A 15,860-nucleotide genomic window follows, 5' to 3' on the forward strand; every position below is an offset into this window, starting at 1 on the left:
GAGGTCATGAACGACACGCCGCGCATTCGGACTGTTCTGGGCTGCACCCTGTTGGCCGTGACCGTCACCGCGGGCACCGCCGCGTGCTCCGGACCGGACGACCACCCCCTGACGGTGAAGGCGTACGACGCGGCGGACCAGCTCGCCGTCAGCGCCCCGGCCGACGGAGCCAAGGCGGACCCCGAGAAGCCCCTGGAGATCACCGCCAAGGGCGACGAGGGCCGGATCACCGACGTCACCGCCGTCGACGCCTCCGGGCGCCACCTCGCGGGCGAGCTCACCGCGGACGGACGGCGCTGGCGCTCCACGGCCACCCTGGCGGCCGGGGCCCGCTACACGGTCCGGGTGGCCACGGAGGACAAGGACGGCGCCCCCGGCGCCCGTACGTTCACGTTCGAGACGGCCCCGGCGAAGCGGGCCCTGACCGCGGCCTTCGGGCCGGAGGCGGGCACGTACGGGGTAGGGCAGCCGATCACCGCCGAGCTCAGCCTCCCCGTCAAGGACCGGGCCTCCCGCGCGATCGTCGAACGCGCCCTCAAGGTCCGCTCCACCCCCTCCGTCGAGGGCTCCTGGTACTGGGTGGACGACAAGAAGCTGCACTTCCGCCCGAAGGAGTACTGGCCCGCCGGCGCGACCGTCACCGTCAGCGGCAACCTGGACGGCCTCAAGGTCGGCGACAAGCTCTACGGCGGCGAGTCCAAGCCGCTGAAGCTCACCATCGGCGACCGGATCGAGGCCATCGCGGACGCCGGGACGCACCACATGACGGTGAAGCGCAACGGGGAAGTGATCAACACCATTCCGGTGACCACGGGCAAGCCCGGCTTCGACACTCGCAACGGCGTCAAGGTGGTGCTCGGCAAGGAGTACTACGTCCGGATGCGGGGCACCACCGTCGGCATCGCGGAGGGCAGCGCCGAGTCGTACGACCTGCCCGTGTACTACGCCACCCGGGTGACCTGGAGCGGCGAGTACGTGCACGCCGCGCCCTGGTCGGTCGGCTCGCAGGGCTTGGCGAACGTCAGCCACGGCTGCGTGGGCATGTCGACCGGGAACGCGGCCTGGTTCTTCGAGACCGTACGCCCCGGCGACATCGTGAAGACCGTCAACAGCTCGGGGGACACGATGGAGGGGTTCGGCAACGGCTTCGGGGACTGGAACCTGTCCTGGGAGAAGTGGCGCGAGGGCAGCGCCCTGGTGGAGGCCGCCGGAGAACCGGTGGTCTCCACCGAGCAGGCCCGGCTGCGGCCCTCCCTCTGACCGGCCCGGCCGGCTCACGCGCCGATCGAGAGGCGGGAGCGCAGCAGGGACGCCAGGGACGCCGCGAACTCGACCGGTTCCACCGGAAGGGTGACCGCGGCGTCCGCCCGGCTCCAGGTGGCCAGCCAGGCGTCCTGCGGGCGGCCGATGAGCAGCAGCACCGGCGGGCAGCGGAAGACCTCGTCCTTGATCTGCCGGCAGACCCCCATGCCGCCCGCCGGCACGGCCTCGCCGTCCAGGACGCAGACGTCGATCCCGCCCTCGTCCAGGCGCTTCAGGACCGCGGGGAGTGTGGCGCACTCCACGAACTCGACCGGGGGAACGTCCGCCGCGGGCCTGCGTCCGGCCGCCAGGCGCACCTGCGCGCGGGTGTTCGCGTCGTCGCTGTAGACCAGGACCGTGGCACTCGACTGCATCGTTCCTCCGTGGGGAAGTCCGTGGGAAGGTCGTCGATCGATGCCGCGGATGCTACTCCGGTCCACAGCCCGTCAACAGCCGTTCAACACCTGTTCGAAGGGTGTCCCGGGGGCTCCGCGCTGGGCCGTTCGGGCTGGACACACCCCCCTGACACTCCGAACGGCACCCCCCGGAGTGAGGGCGGGATAAGCGACCGACATAATGTCGGTCGTGGCGACAGTAACGACAGTAGAAACAGGGCACGCACACCCGTCGGTCAATCGACCGAACCTCACCAGCGTCGGAACCATCATCTGGTTGAGCTCCGAGCTGATGTTCTTCGCGGCCCTCTTCGCGATGTACTTCACCCTGCGATCGGTGACGGGTGCCGACTTCTGGGCGGAAAAGGCAGACGCCTTGAACTTCCCGTTCTCGGCGACCAACACCACGATCCTGGTGCTCTCCTCCCTCACCTGCCAGCTCGGCGTCTTCGCCGCCGAGCGGGGCGACGTGAAGAAGCTCCGGACGTGGTTCATCATCACGTTCGTGATGGGTGCGATCTTCATCGGCGGCCAGGTCTTCGAGTACACCGAGCTGGTCAAGCACGAGGGGCTCTCCCTCTCGTCGGACCCGTACGGCTCCGTGTTCTACCTGACCACCGGCTTCCACGGCCTGCACGTGACGGGCGGTCTCATCGCCTTCCTGCTGGTCCTCGGCCGGACGTACGCCGCCAAGAGGTTCACTCACGAGCAGGCAACCGCCGCCATCGTCGTGTCCTACTACTGGCACTTCGTCGATGTCGTCTGGATCGGCCTCTTCGCCACGATCTACATGATCAAGTGATCGGTCCCGCCGGCACGGCGGACCGAGACATCCAGCAAGCATCGACGCAGAAGATCCTGACACCGGGGTAATCCGTGAAAAAGCTCTCCGCACGACGACGCCATCCGCTGGCGGCGGTCGTCGTCCTACTTCTCGCGCTGGCGGCCACGGGGGGGCTGTACGCCGCGTTCGCGCCCGCGGGCACGGCGAAGGCCGACGAGACCGCCCAGTCCCTCGCCATCGAGGAGGGGAAGAAGCTCTACTCCGTCGGCTGCGCCAGCTGCCACGGAACCGGCGGTCAGGGCACCTCTGACGGCCCGTCCCTCGTGGGCGTCGGTTCGGCCTCCGTGGACTTCCAGGTCGGCACCGGCCGCATGCCGGCCCAGCAGCCGGGCGCGCAGGTCCCGAAGAAGAAGAACATCTACTCGCAGGCCGAGATCGACCAGCTCGCGGCGTACATCGCCTCCCTCGGCGCCGGTCCGATCACGCCGACCGAGAAGCAGTACGACCCCGCGGGCGCCGACGCCGCCAAGGGCGGCGAGCTGTTCCGCACCAACTGTGCCCAGTGCCACAACTTCACCGGTGAGGGCGGCGCGCTGACGCACGGCAAGTACGCCCCGAGCCTCGAAGGCGTGAGCCCGAAGCACCTCTACGAGGCCATGCAGACCGGCCCGCAGAACATGCCCTCCTTCCCGGACACGACCATGCCGGAGCAGCAGAAGAAGGACATCATCGCGTACGTCCAGGCCGTCAACAGCGAGAAGGCCGACAACCCGGGCGGCCTCTCGCTCGGTGGTCTCGGTCCCGTCAGCGAGGGCCTGTTCGCCTGGGTCTTCGGTCTGGGTGCGCTGATCGCAGTTGCCGTCTGGGTCGCGGCCCACACCGCTAAGGCCAAGAAGTCATGAGTAGCCAAGAGATTTCAGAAGAGAACCTGCCGGCAGGGCAGGACACCGCGCACGGCGCGGTGAAGGTCGCCGACGACCCGTTCGCCGACCCGGGCCTCCCGCCCCACAAGCCCCGCATCCAGGACATCGACGAGCGGGCCGCCCGTCGGTCCGAGCGCGCGGTCGCCTTCATGTTCACGCTGTCGATGCTGGCCACCGTCGGCTTCATCGCCTCGTACGTGATCTTCCCGGTCGACAAGATCGTGTACATCTGGCCCTTCGGCCGGGTGTCCGCGCTCAACTTCGCCCTGGGTCTGACCCTCGGCGCGGCCCTCTTCTTCATCGGCGCGGGCGCGGTCCACTGGGCCCGCACCCTGATGTCCGACGTCGAGGTCGCCGACGAGCGCCACCCGATCGAGGCGTCGCCCGAGGTCAAGGCGAAGGTCATGGCGGACTTCGCGGCCGGTGCCGCCGAGTCCGGCATGGGCCGCCGCAAGCTCATCCGCAACACGATGTTCGGCGCGCTGTCGCTGGTGCCGCTCTCCGGCATCGTCCTGCTGCGCGACATGGGCCCGCTGCCCGAGAAGAAGCTCCGGACCACCCTGTGGGCCAAGGGCAAGCAGCTCATCAACATGAACACGCACGAGCCGCTGCGCCCCGAGGACGTCGCGGTCGGTTCGCTGACCTTCGCGATGCCCGAGGGCCTCTCGGAGCACGACCACCACTTCCAGACCGAGATCGCCAAGGCCGCCCTGATGATCGTCCGGATCCAGCCGGAGGACATCAAGGACAAGCGCGAGCTGGAGTGGTCGCACGACGGCATCGTCGCCTTCTCGAAGATCTGCACCCACGTGGGCTGCCCGATCTCCCTGTACGAGCAGCAGACGCACCACGTCCTCTGCCCGTGCCACCAGTCCACCTTCGACCTCTCCGACGGCGCCCGCGTCATCTTCGGCCCGGCCGGTCACGCCCTTCCGCAGCTGCGGATCGGCGTGAACGAGAAGGGCTTCCTGGAGGCGCTCGGCGACTTCGACGAGCCCGTCGGTCCTGCCTTCTGGGAGCGCGGATGAGCACCGTGACCGATACGAAGAAGAAGGCGCCCGCCGGTGAGCGGGTCGCCGACTGGGCCGACGGCCGCCTGGGGATCTACACGCTGGCCAAGGCCAACATGCGGAAGATCTTCCCGGACCACTGGTCCTTCATGCTGGGCGAGATCTGCCTCTACAGCTTCATCATCATCATCCTGACGGGCGTCTACCTGACGCTGTTCTTCCACCCGTCGATGAACGAGGTGGAGTACGCCGGGCCGTACGTCCCGCTCCAGGGACAGCTGATGTCCGAGGCGTTCAACTCGACCATGCACATCTCGTTCGAGGTGCGCGGCGGTCTGCTCATCCGGCAGATCCACCACTGGGCGGCGCTGATCTTCCTCGCCGGCATGTTCGTGCACATGATGCGCGTGTTCTTCACGGGCGCGTTCCGCAAGCCGCGTGAGATCAACTGGCTGTTCGGCTTCCTGCTGTTCTTCCTGGGCATGTTCACCGGCTTCACCGGTTACTCGCTCCCGGACGACCTGCTCTCCGGCACCGGTGTCCGCTTCATGCAGGGCGCGATCCTGTCCGTGCCGGTCGTCGGCACGTACCTCTCGATGTTCCTGTTCGGCGGGGAGTTCCCCGGCGGCGACTTCGTCGCCCGGTTCTACTCGGCGCACGTGCTGCTGCTGCCCGGCATCATGCTGGGCCTGATGGTCGCCCACCTCATCCTGGTGTTCGTCCACAAGCACACGCACTTCGAGGGCCCCGGCCGCACGAACAAGAACGTCGTCGGCATGCCGCTGCTCCCGGTGTACATGGCGAAGGCCGGAGGCTTCTTCTTCCTGGTCTTCGGCGTCATCGCGATCATCGCGGCGATCGCCTCGATCAACCCGATCTGGGCGCTCGGCCCGTACCGCCCGGACCAGGTGTCCACCGGCGCCCAGCCCGACTGGTACATGGGCTTCGCCGAGGGTCTGATCCGTGTCATGCCCGGCTGGGAGATCAACCTCTGGGGCCACACGCTGGTCCTGGGCGTGTTCATCCCGCTGGTGATCTTCCCGGCGGTGCTCGGCGCGATCGCGGTCTACCCGTTCATCGAGTCCTGGATCACCGGCGACAAGCGCGAGCACCACATCGCGCAGCGCCCGCGCAACGCTCCGACGCGCACCGCCTTCGGCGTCGCCTGGATCACCGCGTACATGATCATGCTCGTGGGTGGTGGAAACGACCTCTGGGCGACCCACTTCCACCTGTCGATCAACTCGATCACCTGGTTCGTGCGGATCTTCTTCTTCGCCGGTCCGGTCATCGCGTTCATCGTCACCAAGCGGATCTGCCTCGGCCTCCAGCGCCGGGACAAGGACAAGGTGCTGCACGGCCGCGAGTCGGGCATCATCAAGCGCCTGCCGCACGGTGAGTTCGTCGAGGTCCACGAGCCGCTCAGCCAGGGCGAGCTGCACCGCCTCACGGCGCACGAGCAGTACGCGCCCGCCGAGCTGCCGCCGGCCGTCGACGAGAACGGCGTCGAGCGGAAGATCGGCCGCATGGAGAAGCTGCGGGTCAAGCTCAACAAGGGCTACTACGGCGAGGACAACCAGATCGCCAAGCCCACCGTCGAGGAGTACAAGGAGATCCAGAGCGGCCACGGCCACCACTGATCGCCTGAACACCTGAAGTCCGCCACGGCGAGAGCCCCGTCCATCCGATGGACGGGGCTCTTTGCCGTCCCCGGGGGTCGATAGGGTGGGGCCGTATCCGTCACGCCATGATGACCAGGAGCTGCCATGAGCGCTGCGACCCCCGCTGGAGGACCTACCACGGCGGGCCGCTCCTGGCCCGTCGTCCTGGACGGTCTGCTGACCGGCCGCGACCAGAGCGCCGAGGACACCGCCTGGGCCATGGACCGCATCCTGCGCGGCGAGGCCACCGACGCGCAGATCGCCGGCTTCGCGGTCGCCCTCCGCGCCAAGGGCGAGACCGTCGAGGAGATCTCCGGACTCGTCCGGACGATGTACGAGCACGCCAACACGATCGAGGTGCCCGGCCCGTCCGTCGACATCGTCGGCACCGGCGGCGACGGCGCCAAGACCGTCAACGTCTCCACCATGTCCGCGATCGTGGTCGCCGGCACCGGTGCCAAGGTCGTCAAGCACGGCAACCGGGCGGCCTCCTCCGCCTCCGGCGCCTCCGACGTCCTGGAGAAGCTCGGCGTCAACCTGGAGCTGACCCCGCGCCGGGTCGCCGAGGTCGCCGAGGAGGCGGGCATCACCTTCTGCTTCGCGGTGAAGTTCCACCCGGCGCTGCGGCACGTCGCCGCGGCCCGCAAGGAGCTGGGCATCCGGACCACCTTCAACTTCCTCGGTCCGCTCACCAACCCGGCCCGCGTCCGGGCCCAGGCGACCGGCGTCGCCGACGCCCGGATGGCCCCGATCATGGCCGGGGTGCTCGCCGAGCGCGGCTCCTCCGCCCTGGTCTTCCGCGGCGACGACGGGCTCGACGAGCTGACCACCACGGCCACCTCGCGGGTCTGGGTGGTCCGGGACGGCTCGGTGCGGGAGGAGGCCTTCGATCCCCGGGACGTCGGCATCGACCTGGTGCCCGTGGAGGCGCTGCGCGGCGCGGACGCCTCGTACAACGCCGACGTGGCCCGCCGGCTGCTCGCGGGGGAGACCGGCCCGGTGCGGGACGCGGTGCTGCTCAACTCGGCGGCGGCCCTCACGGCCCTCGCACCGGGGGACGGCACCCTGGTGGAGCAGATCCGCGCCGGCATCGCCAAGGCCGCCGAGGCGATCGACTCCGGCGCCGCCCGCCGGGCCCTGGAGCGCTGGATCTCCGTCAGCAACGCGTAGTGTTCCGGCCTTTCGCCGTACGACCCCGGTCCAGCATGCGGACCGGGGTCTTGCGCATCGGCGCTCCTGTGGCAGGATGCTCTTCAGGTCACGAGTGACAGCGTTCTGGCCCCGGCCTGCTGTCCGGCAACCCTCCGTCCGTGGCGGGGTGCCCCGGGTGATGACCAGGCCGTAGGCAGCGAGGTCTACGGCAAGCGCGGACCCCTCGAACACCAGGGGTCCTGGTCTCTCGAGGAGCTTTTTCCGTGAGCAAGCGAATGCGATAGGGCGAGTCCGCCCCTTCTTCACCCTCGGATCCGGGGTCCCTTCCGCGTACCCCCGTGCCGTCCGAGGCCTCACCCGTACCCCGCCGTGTCCGGCCGCGTACGGGATCACCGAAGCCATTCCGCACCGCCCGCCGGGAGATACCGCCATGTCCGCACGCCCTGACGCCGTCGCCACCGCCGCTGTCGAGACCACCGTCGCCGAGACCGTCGCCACCGAGTCCGCCGACCCCTGCTGCGCCGCCCCGCTGCCCGTCCTCGGCCGGGACGTGACCGTCCCGCTCGTCACCGGCGGCGAGGTGACCTACGCGGCGCTCGACTACGCGGCCAGCGCCCCGGCCCTCCAGCGGGTCTGGGACGACGTCGCCGCGTACGCCCCGTACTACGGCAGCGTCCACCGCGGCGCCGGGTACCTCTCCCAGCTCTCCACCGACCTCTTCGAGAACAGCCGCGCCACCGTCGCCGAGTTCCTCGACTGCCGCCCCGGCGACCAGGTCGTCTTCACCCGCTCCACCACCGACTCGCTCAACCTCCTCGCCACCGCGATCCCGGCCGGCTGCGAGGTCTTCGTCTTCGAGACCGAGCACCACGCCTCCCTGCTGCCGTGGCGGGACGCCCGGGTCACCTACCTCGACGCGCCCCGGACCCCGGCCCGGGCCGTGGAGATCCTGGAGCGGGCGCTGGCCGACCGCGACCCCCACGGACCCGCCCTGGTCTGCGTCACCGGCGCCTCCAACGTCACCGGCGAGCTGTGGCCGGTCAAGGAGCTGGCCGCCGCCGCGCACGCCCACGGCGCCCGGATCGTGCTCGACGCCGCCCAGCTCGCGCCCCACCACCCGGTCTCCGTGACCGAACTCGACGTGGACTGGGTCGCCTTCTCCGGGCACAAGCTGTACGCGCCCTTCGGCTCCGGCGTCCTCGCCGGGCGCGCCGACTGGCTCCAGGATTCCCAGCCCTACCTCGCGGGCGGCGGCGCCTCCCGCAAGGTGGCGCGTCGGGCCGACGGTGGTGTGGACGTGGAGTGGCACACCACCGCGGCCCGGCACGAGGCCGGTTCCCCGAACGTCATCGGGGTCTACTCGATCGCCTCCGCCTGCAAGGCCCTCACCGAGGCCGGCTTCGACGCCCTCGTCGCCCGCGAGCAGCACCTGATCGACACCGTCCGCGCGGGCCTGGCCGAGGTCCCCGAGGTCCGGGTCCTCTCGCTCTTCGGCGACGACGCGCCGCGCGTCGGCGTCATCTCCTTCGTCGTGGAGGGCTGGAACAGCTCCCACTTCGCCGCCGCGCTCTCCGCCGAGTACGGCATCGGCGTCCGCGACGGCCTCTTCTGCGCCCACCCGCTGGTCCGCACCCTGCTCGGCAGCGACCCGCGGGACCCGGGCGAGTGCGGCGCCCCCGAGGCCGCGCCCGGCGAGCGGTCGCTCAACGCCATCCGGGTGAGCTTCGGCGCCGGTACGCCCGACGAGCACGTGGAGCGGTTCGTCCGCGCCGTGAAGGAGCTCGTCCGGGACGGCGCCCGGTGGAAGTACCGCACCGAGGACGGCCGCTGCGTCCCCGACCGCGGCTGACCGGTCACTCGTACGGGTGAAGGGGCCTCCCGACCGGGAAGCCCCTCCACCCTGTGCGCGTCTGCGGAGCCTCAGGACTCCAGACCGATGGCGAAGGCCGCCTCCAGGTCGTGCTGCGAGTACGTGCGGAACGCGACGTGCGTGTCCGTGGCCTCGACGCCCGGGATCTTGCTGATGCTGCCGGGGATCACGTCCGCGAGGTCGTCGTGGCGCGGCACCCGGACCATCGCGATCAGGTCGTACGTGCCGGTCACCGAGAAGACCTCGCTGACGCTGTCGAGTGCCGCGATCGACTCGGCGATCTCGGGGATGCGGTCCACGCTGGTCTTGATGAGCACGATCGCGGTGATCACGGCTGGCTTTCTCCCTCGGTCGCCGCGGCTGGGGCCTTCACTCTATCCCCACCCCGGTAGCGCACCCAGGCGTAGAGGAAGCCGATCGCGAAGCCCACCACGTGGGCCAGATAGGCGACGCCGGGCCCCGCGCCCGCCGCCCGCGCGGCCATCCACTGGAGCGTGAACCAGAAGACCAGCACGATCCAGGCGGGGAAGCGCAGCGGCAGGAAGAAGAGGAAGGGGAAGAGGCTGGTGACCCGGGAGCGGGGGAAGAGGAAGAGGAAGGCCCCGAGCACCCCGGAGATCGCCCCCGACGCCCCGACGAGGGTCTGCTCGCTGTGGGCGTGCGCCGCCGCGTACCCGGCGAGGGCGAGGTAGCCGGTGCCCAGGTAGAAGAGGGCGTACGCCACCCGGCCCATGCGCTCCTCGGCCATCGCGCCGAAGACGTACAGGAAGAGCATGTTCCCCAGGAGGTGGAGCCAGCTCCCGTGGACGAAGAGCGCGGTGAACGGGGTGAGCAGGGCGCGCGGCTCGCCGCTCATCAGCTCGGCGGGGACGACCCCCCAGCGGCGGAAGTACGAGCCCTGGGCCGCCAGGAGCGCGTCCCCCGTGCCGTGCGCCGGGTTCAGTCCGGAGACCGGGCTGAACAGGAAGAGGAGGCAGCAGGCGGCGATCAGCCCGTACGTCACCGCGGGCCCGCCGCGGACGCCCCGCCAGGTGCCGGTGACCGCGCTTCGCCAATCGATCATGGCCAGATCATGGCGTACCGGTGGCGAAGTGGACAGAGTGCCTCGCCGTGCCCCCGCCCGGCCGTGAGGCCGTAGGGTTGCGGACAGTACGACCGCAGTTCGACGGCGCACCGCGGCTCCCGCACCTGAGTACCACGCAACAGGAAGAAGGACGGCTCGATGACGACGGTTCCCCTGCCGACCGCCGAGACCCGCTGGCGCTGCACGCTCTGCGGCAACCTCACCCGCTTCGACGTGACCCGTTCGTCCAAGGTCGTCGAGTACGTCCATCTGGACCTCGCCGGGGAGCCGACGGTCGAGGAGCGGCAGGTGGTCAGTGAGACCATCGAGTCGGTCCGCTGCCGCTGGTGCAACGCGGTGGACCGGATCGAACTGGTGGACAGGCCGGGCGCCGCCTCCTGAGGGACGGCGCGGACGACATAGGGGTGACGGATCGTGGAGCAGCCCGCGCACGGTGGAGAGCCGGCCGGCGCGGCAGGTGACGCTGCCGAGACGCTCGACCACCCACTGCCGGAAGCCGTACGGCGGCGGGTCGTCGCGCTGGTCGCCGACGCCTTCGGCGGGCTGACCGTCGCGGAGCTGCCCGCGCCCCTGCGGCAGTACGCCCGGTTCACCGCGAGCCGGCGGGCCAAGTTCGCCGGCACCGCGATGGCCGCCGCCCTGGAGACCGACCCGCTCTTCCGGCAGCGGATCGGCGAGCGGTTCAAGCAGGGCCGGCCCGAGCTGGCCGGAGCCGTCGAGGGCGGCAACCCGCCCGCGGCCGCCGACCCCGTCGACGTGGCGGCGGCCGCCTACGTGCTGCGCCCGCCCGGCTGGGTCAAGCTGGTCGCCGCCGCCGGCGAGGAGGCCCTGCGGGCCGACGCCGAGCGGGCCGACGAGGCCGGGCGGCGCGAACTGGAGCGGCTGCGCGAGGAACTGGCCGCCGCCCGGGACCGCTCCCGGGGCGAGACCGAGCAGCTGCGGCACGACCTCGACGCGGCCCGCAGGGAGGCCGAGTCCCTCCACCGCAAGCTGCGCAGCGCGCAGAGCGACGTGAAGCGGGGCGAGGCCGCGCTGCGCAAGGCCCGGGGCGAGATCGAGGCCGTACGGGCGGAGGCGGCGGCCCAGGTGTCGGCCGCCGAGAGCGAGGGCCGGCGGCTCAAGGCCCGGCTCGGCGAGGTCGAGGCGGCCCTGGAGGCCAGTCGCAGGAGCGCCCGGGAGGGGCGCTCGGTGGAGGACATGCGGCTGCGGCTGCTGCTCGACACGGTCCTGGACGCGGCCCAGGGGCTGCGCCGCGAGCTGGCGCTGCCGCCCGTCTCGACGCACCCGGCGGACACCGTGGACGCGGTGGAGCCGGGGCGGATGTCCCCGAAGGACATCGCGACCCGGGCGCTCTCCGAGACCGACCCGGCCCTGCTCGACCAGCTCCTGTCGCTGCCGCAGACGCACCTGGTCGTCGACGGCTACAACGTCACCAAGACCGGCTATCCGACGATGCCCCTGGAGAAGCAGCGGCTGCGGCTGCTCGGCGGGCTCTCGGCCCTCGCGGCCCGCTCGGGCGCCGAGGTCACCTGCGTCTTCGACGGGGCGGAGCTGGCGGCCCCGGTGCTCCTCGCGCCGCCGCGCGGGGTGCGGGTGCTGTTCTCCAAGCCCGGTGTGACGGCGGACGAGTTGATCCGGCAACTGGTCCGGGCGGAGCCGCCGGGGCGGCCGGTCGTGGTGGTCTCCACGGACCGCGAGGTGGCCGACGGGGTCGCGAAGGCCGGGGCGCGGCCGGTCGCGTCCGCCTTGTTGCTGAAGCGGCTTTCGCGGCTCTCGTAACCCCTCGCAACTCCTGGACCTTATGCCCGGATTGTGGATGGCGGACCGTCAACCCCCCCTCACTACCCGTGTGATGTAGGTAAATAATGTGGTGCGTGAGCGAGATTTTCTCCGGTGGGATTTGAATGATCACAACTCGGTCACTAGGGTCAGGCCTCGAACCTTCGCGCGGTTGATCACCCATCCGGGGTGACGGCGGAGGAACCGCCTGCCCCTGACCGGTTGGGCGGCTCGAGGAAGAAGGAGCTCGCCTTCGTGGCGTCCCACCGTCGACCCAAGCAGCCGAGCCGCGCCCGTGTGACCGTGCTCACCGTGACCGCGGCCGCCGCCGTCGCCCTGACCGCCCAGTCCGGCGCCCAGGCGGCCCCCGCCAAGCCCAAGATCGACGAGGTCAAGTCGAAGGTCGACGCACTGCACCACGAGGCCGAGGAGGCCACGGAGCAGTACAACCAGGCCGACGAGCGCCGGGGCGAGCTGCAGAAGGAGATCGGCGAGCTCCAGGACAAGGTGGCCCGCGGACAGCAGGAGCTCAACGCCCTGCGCGACAAGATCGGTTCGGTGGCCAGCGCCCAGTACCGCTCCGGCGGCATCGACCCGGCGCTCCAGCTCTTCCTCTCCGGCGACCCGGACACCTACCTCGACAAGGCGTCCGCGATCGACCAGCTGAGTGCCCAGCAGGCCGACGTCCTCACCCAGATCCAGGCCAAGCAGCGCACCCTCGCCCAGCAGCGGGCCGAGGCCACCTCGAAGCTCGCCGACCTCGACGGCGTCCGCAAGTCCCTCGGCGAGAAGAAGCAGAAGTACCAGAGCAAGCTGGCCGAGGCCCAGAAGCTCCTCAACACCCTCACGGCCGCCGAGAAGGCCAAGCTGGAGCAGGAGGAGCGGGCCAAGGAGCAGCGCGCCAGCCGCGCCGCCGGCGAGCGCGTCGACCTGGGCAACGAAGTGCCCGCGAGCGGCCTCGGTGCCGCCGCGCTCAGCGCCGCCGCCACCCAGATCGGCAAGCCGTACGTCTCCGGCGCCGAGGGCCCCAACGCGTACGACTGCTCCGGTCTGACCCAGTGGGCCTACGGGAAGGCCGGCGCCAAGCTCAGCCGCGTCACCTACACCCAGCAGAACGACGGCACGAAGATCGGCCGCAGCCAGCTCCGGCCGGGCGACCTGGTCTTCTTCAACAGCCTGTCGCACGTGGGTCTGTACGCGGGCAACAACACGATCCTGCACGCCCCCAAGCCGGGCACCAACGTCCGCTACGAGTCCATGGACTACATGGGCACGTTCCAGTTCGGCGTCCGCATCGGCGGCTGACCCCCGCGAACCGCCGCGGCATGCCGCCCGAACGGGTGGTTCGCCGCGACGCGCACTGACGCGACGCCCCGCCGGTGACCTGTGTTCTCCGGCGGGGCGTCACTGTGCGTGCCCGGCGCCTTCGTTGGACGGAGAGTGATCAGCGGCTACTGTCTGCCGCGCCAGTCTGCGTCGAGCCGAACGGAGCGCGATCCGTGGCGTCCCACCGCCGACCCGCCCGGGTCACCGTCCTCACCGCCGCCGCCGCGGCCACCGCGGCGGCGTCCCTCGGGGCCGTCCCCGCGAACGCCGACCCCGGGGCCGGCACCGGGGCCGCCCGGACCACGGTCGACCGCCTCTTCGAGGAGGCCGAGCGGGCCACGGAGAGCTACAACGAGGCGGACGAGAAGGCGGACGCGCTGCGCCGCACGGTCGCCCGGGCCCGCGACGGCCTCGCCCGCGGCCAGGAGCGCGTCAACCGCATGCGGGGCGTCCTCGGTTCGGTCGCCGGGGCCCAGTACCGCTCCGGCGGCATCGACCCCGCCCTCGCCCTGCTGCTCTCCTCCGACCCCGACAGCTACCTCGAACGCGCCTCCGCCCTCGACCGGCTCACCGCCCGGCAGAGCGCCGCGCTCGGCGAACTCCAGCGGGAACAGCGCCGGTTGGGCCAGCAGCGGAGCGAGGCCCGCACGGCCCTGGCCGAACTGGAGCGCAGCCGGACCGAGGTCGCCCGCCACAAGCGCACCGTCGAGCGGAAGCTCGCCGAGGCCCGCCGGGTGCTCGCCTCCCTCACCGCCGAGGAGCGCGCCGACTTCGAGGAGCGCGCCTCCCGCACCGGCGGCCGCGAGGACGCCCGCGCCGGGGGTGCCGCCGCCGGGGCCGGGGAGGCGATGTCCGCCGCCGACGCCGGGCCGGTCTCCTCGCGGGTCGCCGCCGCCGTGGCCGCCGCCCGGGGCGCGGTCGGCAGGCCGTACGTGTGGGGGGCGACCGGGCCCTCCGCCTTCGACTGCTCCGGCCTGATGGTCTGGTCCTACCGCCAGGCCGGGATCAGCCTGCCGCGCACCTCCGCCGCCCAGCGGCACGCGGGCCGGCAGGTGCCGCTCTCGCAGGCGCAGCCGGGGGACCTGGTCACGTACCGGAGCGACGCCAGCCACGTGGCGATCTACGTCGGCAACGGCCAGGTCATCCACGCCCCCTACCCGGGCGCCAGGGTCCGCTACGACCCGGTGAACATGATGTCGCACGTGACGGTGACGCGGGTCTGAACCGGACCCGAGCCGGGCCGCGGCGGCGAGCCGGGGCTGAGCCGGACGGCTCGGGAGCCGCCCCCGCCGTTCGGATCGTACGATCGGAGGCGTGGCGGGTCAGGGGTACGGAGCGCGACGGCCGGCGGTCTTCTGCCTGCTGGCCCTGCTGCTCGCCCTGACGGGCCTCGTCGGCTGCGCGGAGACCGGGCCCGTCCGCACGGCCTCCCGGGAGATCCAGGCGCTCCTCGACGCACACGCCGCGGCCCTCCTCGCCCGCGACGAACAGGGCTATCGCGCCGCCCTCGACCCCGCGTACGCGCCGACCGCCCTCACCGTCTACCGCCGGCTCGCCGCGGTGCCGCTCGACGGGTGGTCGTACCGGGTCACCGGCGTCGAGCGGACCGCCCCCGACCGGGTCACCGCCCGCGCCGAGCTGGGCCACCGGCTCAGGGGCCACGACCGGCGGCCCGTCACCGGTGCCCGCGTCCTGGACCTCACCGAGCGGAACGGGCGCTGGTACGTGACCGGCGAGCGGCCCGCCGAGGGCGCGCCCCGGCAGCTGTGGGAGCAGGGCGACGTCACGGCCGTCCACGGCACCCGCTCGCTGGTCCTCGGCACCGGCCGGGACCGGGCGCGGCTCCGGGAGATCGCTGCGGCGGCCGACCGGGCGGTCCCCGCCGTCGCCGGGGCCTGGCCCGAGGACTGGGCCCGCCGGGTGGTCGTCCTCGTCCCCGGCTCCCTGGACGCCATGGGACAGCTCCTCGGGGCGCCGGGGGACTCCTACCGGGGGATAGCAGCCGTCACCACGGGCGAGAGCAGGGGCGGGAAGGACGCGTCCGCCGACCGGGTGATCGTCAACCCCGACGCGTACGGCGTCCTCGGGGACTTCGGCCGGCAGCTCGTCCTCACCCACGAGACCGTCCACGTCGCCACCCGCGCCCACACCACCCCGTCGACCCCGGTCTGGCTCTCCGAGGGCTTCGCGGACTGGGTCGCCTACCGGGACGCCGACCGCACCCCCGCCCAGGCCGCCCCCGAACTGCGCCGCGCCGTCCAGGGCGGCGAGCCGCCCGTCCGCCTCCCGGAGGACGCCGACTTCGCCTTCGGCGGGGACGCGGAGGCCCTGGCGCGGGCCTACGAGGGCGGCTGGCTGGCCTGCGAGATGGTCGCGGAGCGCTGGGGCGAGGAGAGGCTGACCGCGTTCTACCGGGCGGTGGGCGCGCACCCGGGCCGGGAGGGCGCGGTGGAGAACGCCCTCCACGACGTCCTGGACACCACCCCGGAGGAGTTCACCGAGTCCTGGCGGACGTACGTGGCGGAGCAGCTCGGATAGGACCTGTCCGGCGGATCGGGAGCGGAGGGGAGAGGG

At 71.7% G+C, this 15,860-nt stretch carries 15 protein-coding genes and 1 riboswitch; of the genes, 12 read left to right on the forward strand and 3 right to left on the reverse strand.

The window, feature by feature from the left end:
• The first annotated feature begins 6 nt into the window (after positions 1-6).
• Positions 7-1,260: a L,D-transpeptidase gene (locus OO47_RS01645; RefSeq protein ID WP_033207719.1), complete on the forward strand. Its 1,254-nt coding sequence runs from the start codon at positions 7-9 to the stop codon at positions 1,258-1,260.
• A gap of 14 nt (positions 1,261-1,274) precedes the next feature.
• On the opposite strand, the gene OO47_RS01650 is transcribed toward OO47_RS01645, so the two are convergent.
• Positions 1,275-1,676 (reverse strand): DNA-binding transcriptional response regulator, encoded by a 402-nt coding sequence (locus OO47_RS01650; protein WP_030205693.1) that lies wholly within the window; start codon positions 1,674-1,676, stop codon positions 1,275-1,277.
• Positions 1,677-1,878: 202 nt separating this feature from the next.
• On the opposite strand from OO47_RS01650, the gene ctaE reads away from it, so the two are divergent.
• The 6 genes from ctaE (at position 1,879) to OO47_RS01680 (ending at position 9,076) form a co-directional block, all read left to right on the forward strand.
• The gene (ctaE, locus tag OO47_RS01655; RefSeq protein WP_030205686.1) at positions 1,879-2,499 is read left to right on the forward strand and encodes an aa3-type cytochrome oxidase subunit III; all 621 of its coding nucleotides are present in this window, start codon (positions 1,879-1,881) and stop codon (positions 2,497-2,499) included.
• Positions 2,500-2,573: 74 nt separating this feature from the next.
• Positions 2,574-3,383, forward strand: a complete 810-nt coding sequence (qcrC, locus tag OO47_RS01660; protein WP_030205683.1) for a cytochrome bc1 complex diheme cytochrome c subunit — start codon at positions 2,574-2,576, stop codon at positions 3,381-3,383.
• Positions 3,380-4,432, forward strand: coding sequence for a cytochrome bc1 complex Rieske iron-sulfur subunit (gene qcrA / locus OO47_RS01665; protein WP_030205678.1), 1,053 nt, complete (start codon positions 3,380-3,382; stop codon positions 4,430-4,432). The genes qcrC and qcrA overlap by 4 nt, the downstream gene beginning before the upstream one ends.
• Positions 4,429-6,054, forward strand: coding sequence for a cytochrome bc1 complex cytochrome b subunit (gene qcrB / locus OO47_RS01670; protein WP_030205676.1), 1,626 nt, complete (start codon positions 4,429-4,431; stop codon positions 6,052-6,054). The genes qcrA and qcrB overlap by 4 nt, the downstream gene beginning before the upstream one ends.
• Positions 6,055-6,180: 126 nt before the next feature.
• A complete protein-coding gene (gene trpD / locus OO47_RS01675) occupies positions 6,181-7,245 on the forward strand; it encodes an anthranilate phosphoribosyltransferase (RefSeq protein ID WP_030205675.1) in 1,065 nt (354 codons plus the stop codon).
• A gap of 86 nt (positions 7,246-7,331) precedes the next feature.
• Positions 7,332-7,448, forward strand: a riboswitch (SAM riboswitch).
• 209 nt (positions 7,449-7,657) lie between these two features.
• The gene (locus OO47_RS01680) at positions 7,658-9,076 is read left to right on the forward strand and encodes an aminotransferase class V-fold PLP-dependent enzyme (protein WP_030205674.1); all 1,419 of its coding nucleotides are present in this window, start codon (positions 7,658-7,660) and stop codon (positions 9,074-9,076) included.
• Positions 9,077-9,147: 71 nt separating this feature from the next.
• On the opposite strand, the gene OO47_RS01685 is transcribed toward OO47_RS01680, so the two are convergent.
• A complete protein-coding gene (locus OO47_RS01685; RefSeq protein WP_030205672.1) occupies positions 9,148-9,429 on the reverse strand; it encodes an Lrp/AsnC family transcriptional regulator in 282 nt (93 codons plus the stop codon).
• Positions 9,426-10,160, reverse strand: a complete 735-nt coding sequence (locus OO47_RS01690) for a rhomboid family intramembrane serine protease (RefSeq protein WP_030205670.1) — start codon at positions 10,158-10,160, stop codon at positions 9,426-9,428. Before OO47_RS01690 ends, OO47_RS01685 begins: the two co-directional genes overlap by 4 nt.
• A gap of 159 nt (positions 10,161-10,319) precedes the next feature.
• On the opposite strand from OO47_RS01690, the gene OO47_RS01695 reads away from it, so the two are divergent.
• From OO47_RS01695 to OO47_RS01715, 5 genes are all read left to right on the forward strand, one after another.
• Positions 10,320-10,562 carry a hypothetical protein gene (locus tag OO47_RS01695; RefSeq protein ID WP_030205668.1) on the forward strand — a complete coding sequence of 81 codons (243 nt, stop codon included), beginning with the start codon at positions 10,320-10,322 and terminating at the stop codon, positions 10,560-10,562.
• 33 nt (positions 10,563-10,595) lie between these two features.
• On the forward strand, positions 10,596-11,960 hold the full coding sequence (locus OO47_RS01700; RefSeq protein WP_030205661.1) for an NYN domain-containing protein: 1,365 nt from the start codon (positions 10,596-10,598) through the stop codon (positions 11,958-11,960).
• Positions 11,961-12,215: 255 nt separating this feature from the next.
• Complete coding sequence (locus OO47_RS01705; RefSeq protein ID WP_030205659.1) at positions 12,216-13,265, forward strand: C40 family peptidase; 1,050 nt, start codon at positions 12,216-12,218, stop codon at positions 13,263-13,265.
• Between the two features lie 194 nt (positions 13,266-13,459).
• Positions 13,460-14,509: a C40 family peptidase gene (locus tag OO47_RS01710; protein ID WP_030205657.1), complete on the forward strand. Its 1,050-nt coding sequence runs from the start codon at positions 13,460-13,462 to the stop codon at positions 14,507-14,509.
• Between the two features lie 91 nt (positions 14,510-14,600).
• On the forward strand, positions 14,601-15,824 hold the full coding sequence (locus OO47_RS01715) for a hypothetical protein (RefSeq protein WP_030205654.1): 1,224 nt from the start codon (positions 14,601-14,603) through the stop codon (positions 15,822-15,824).
• Positions 15,825-15,860: the final 36 nt, after the last annotated feature.

The sequence above is a fragment of the Streptomyces bikiniensis genome (assembly GCF_000716625.1).
GTDB lineage: Bacteria > Actinomycetota > Actinomycetes > Streptomycetales > Streptomycetaceae > Streptomyces > Streptomyces bikiniensis.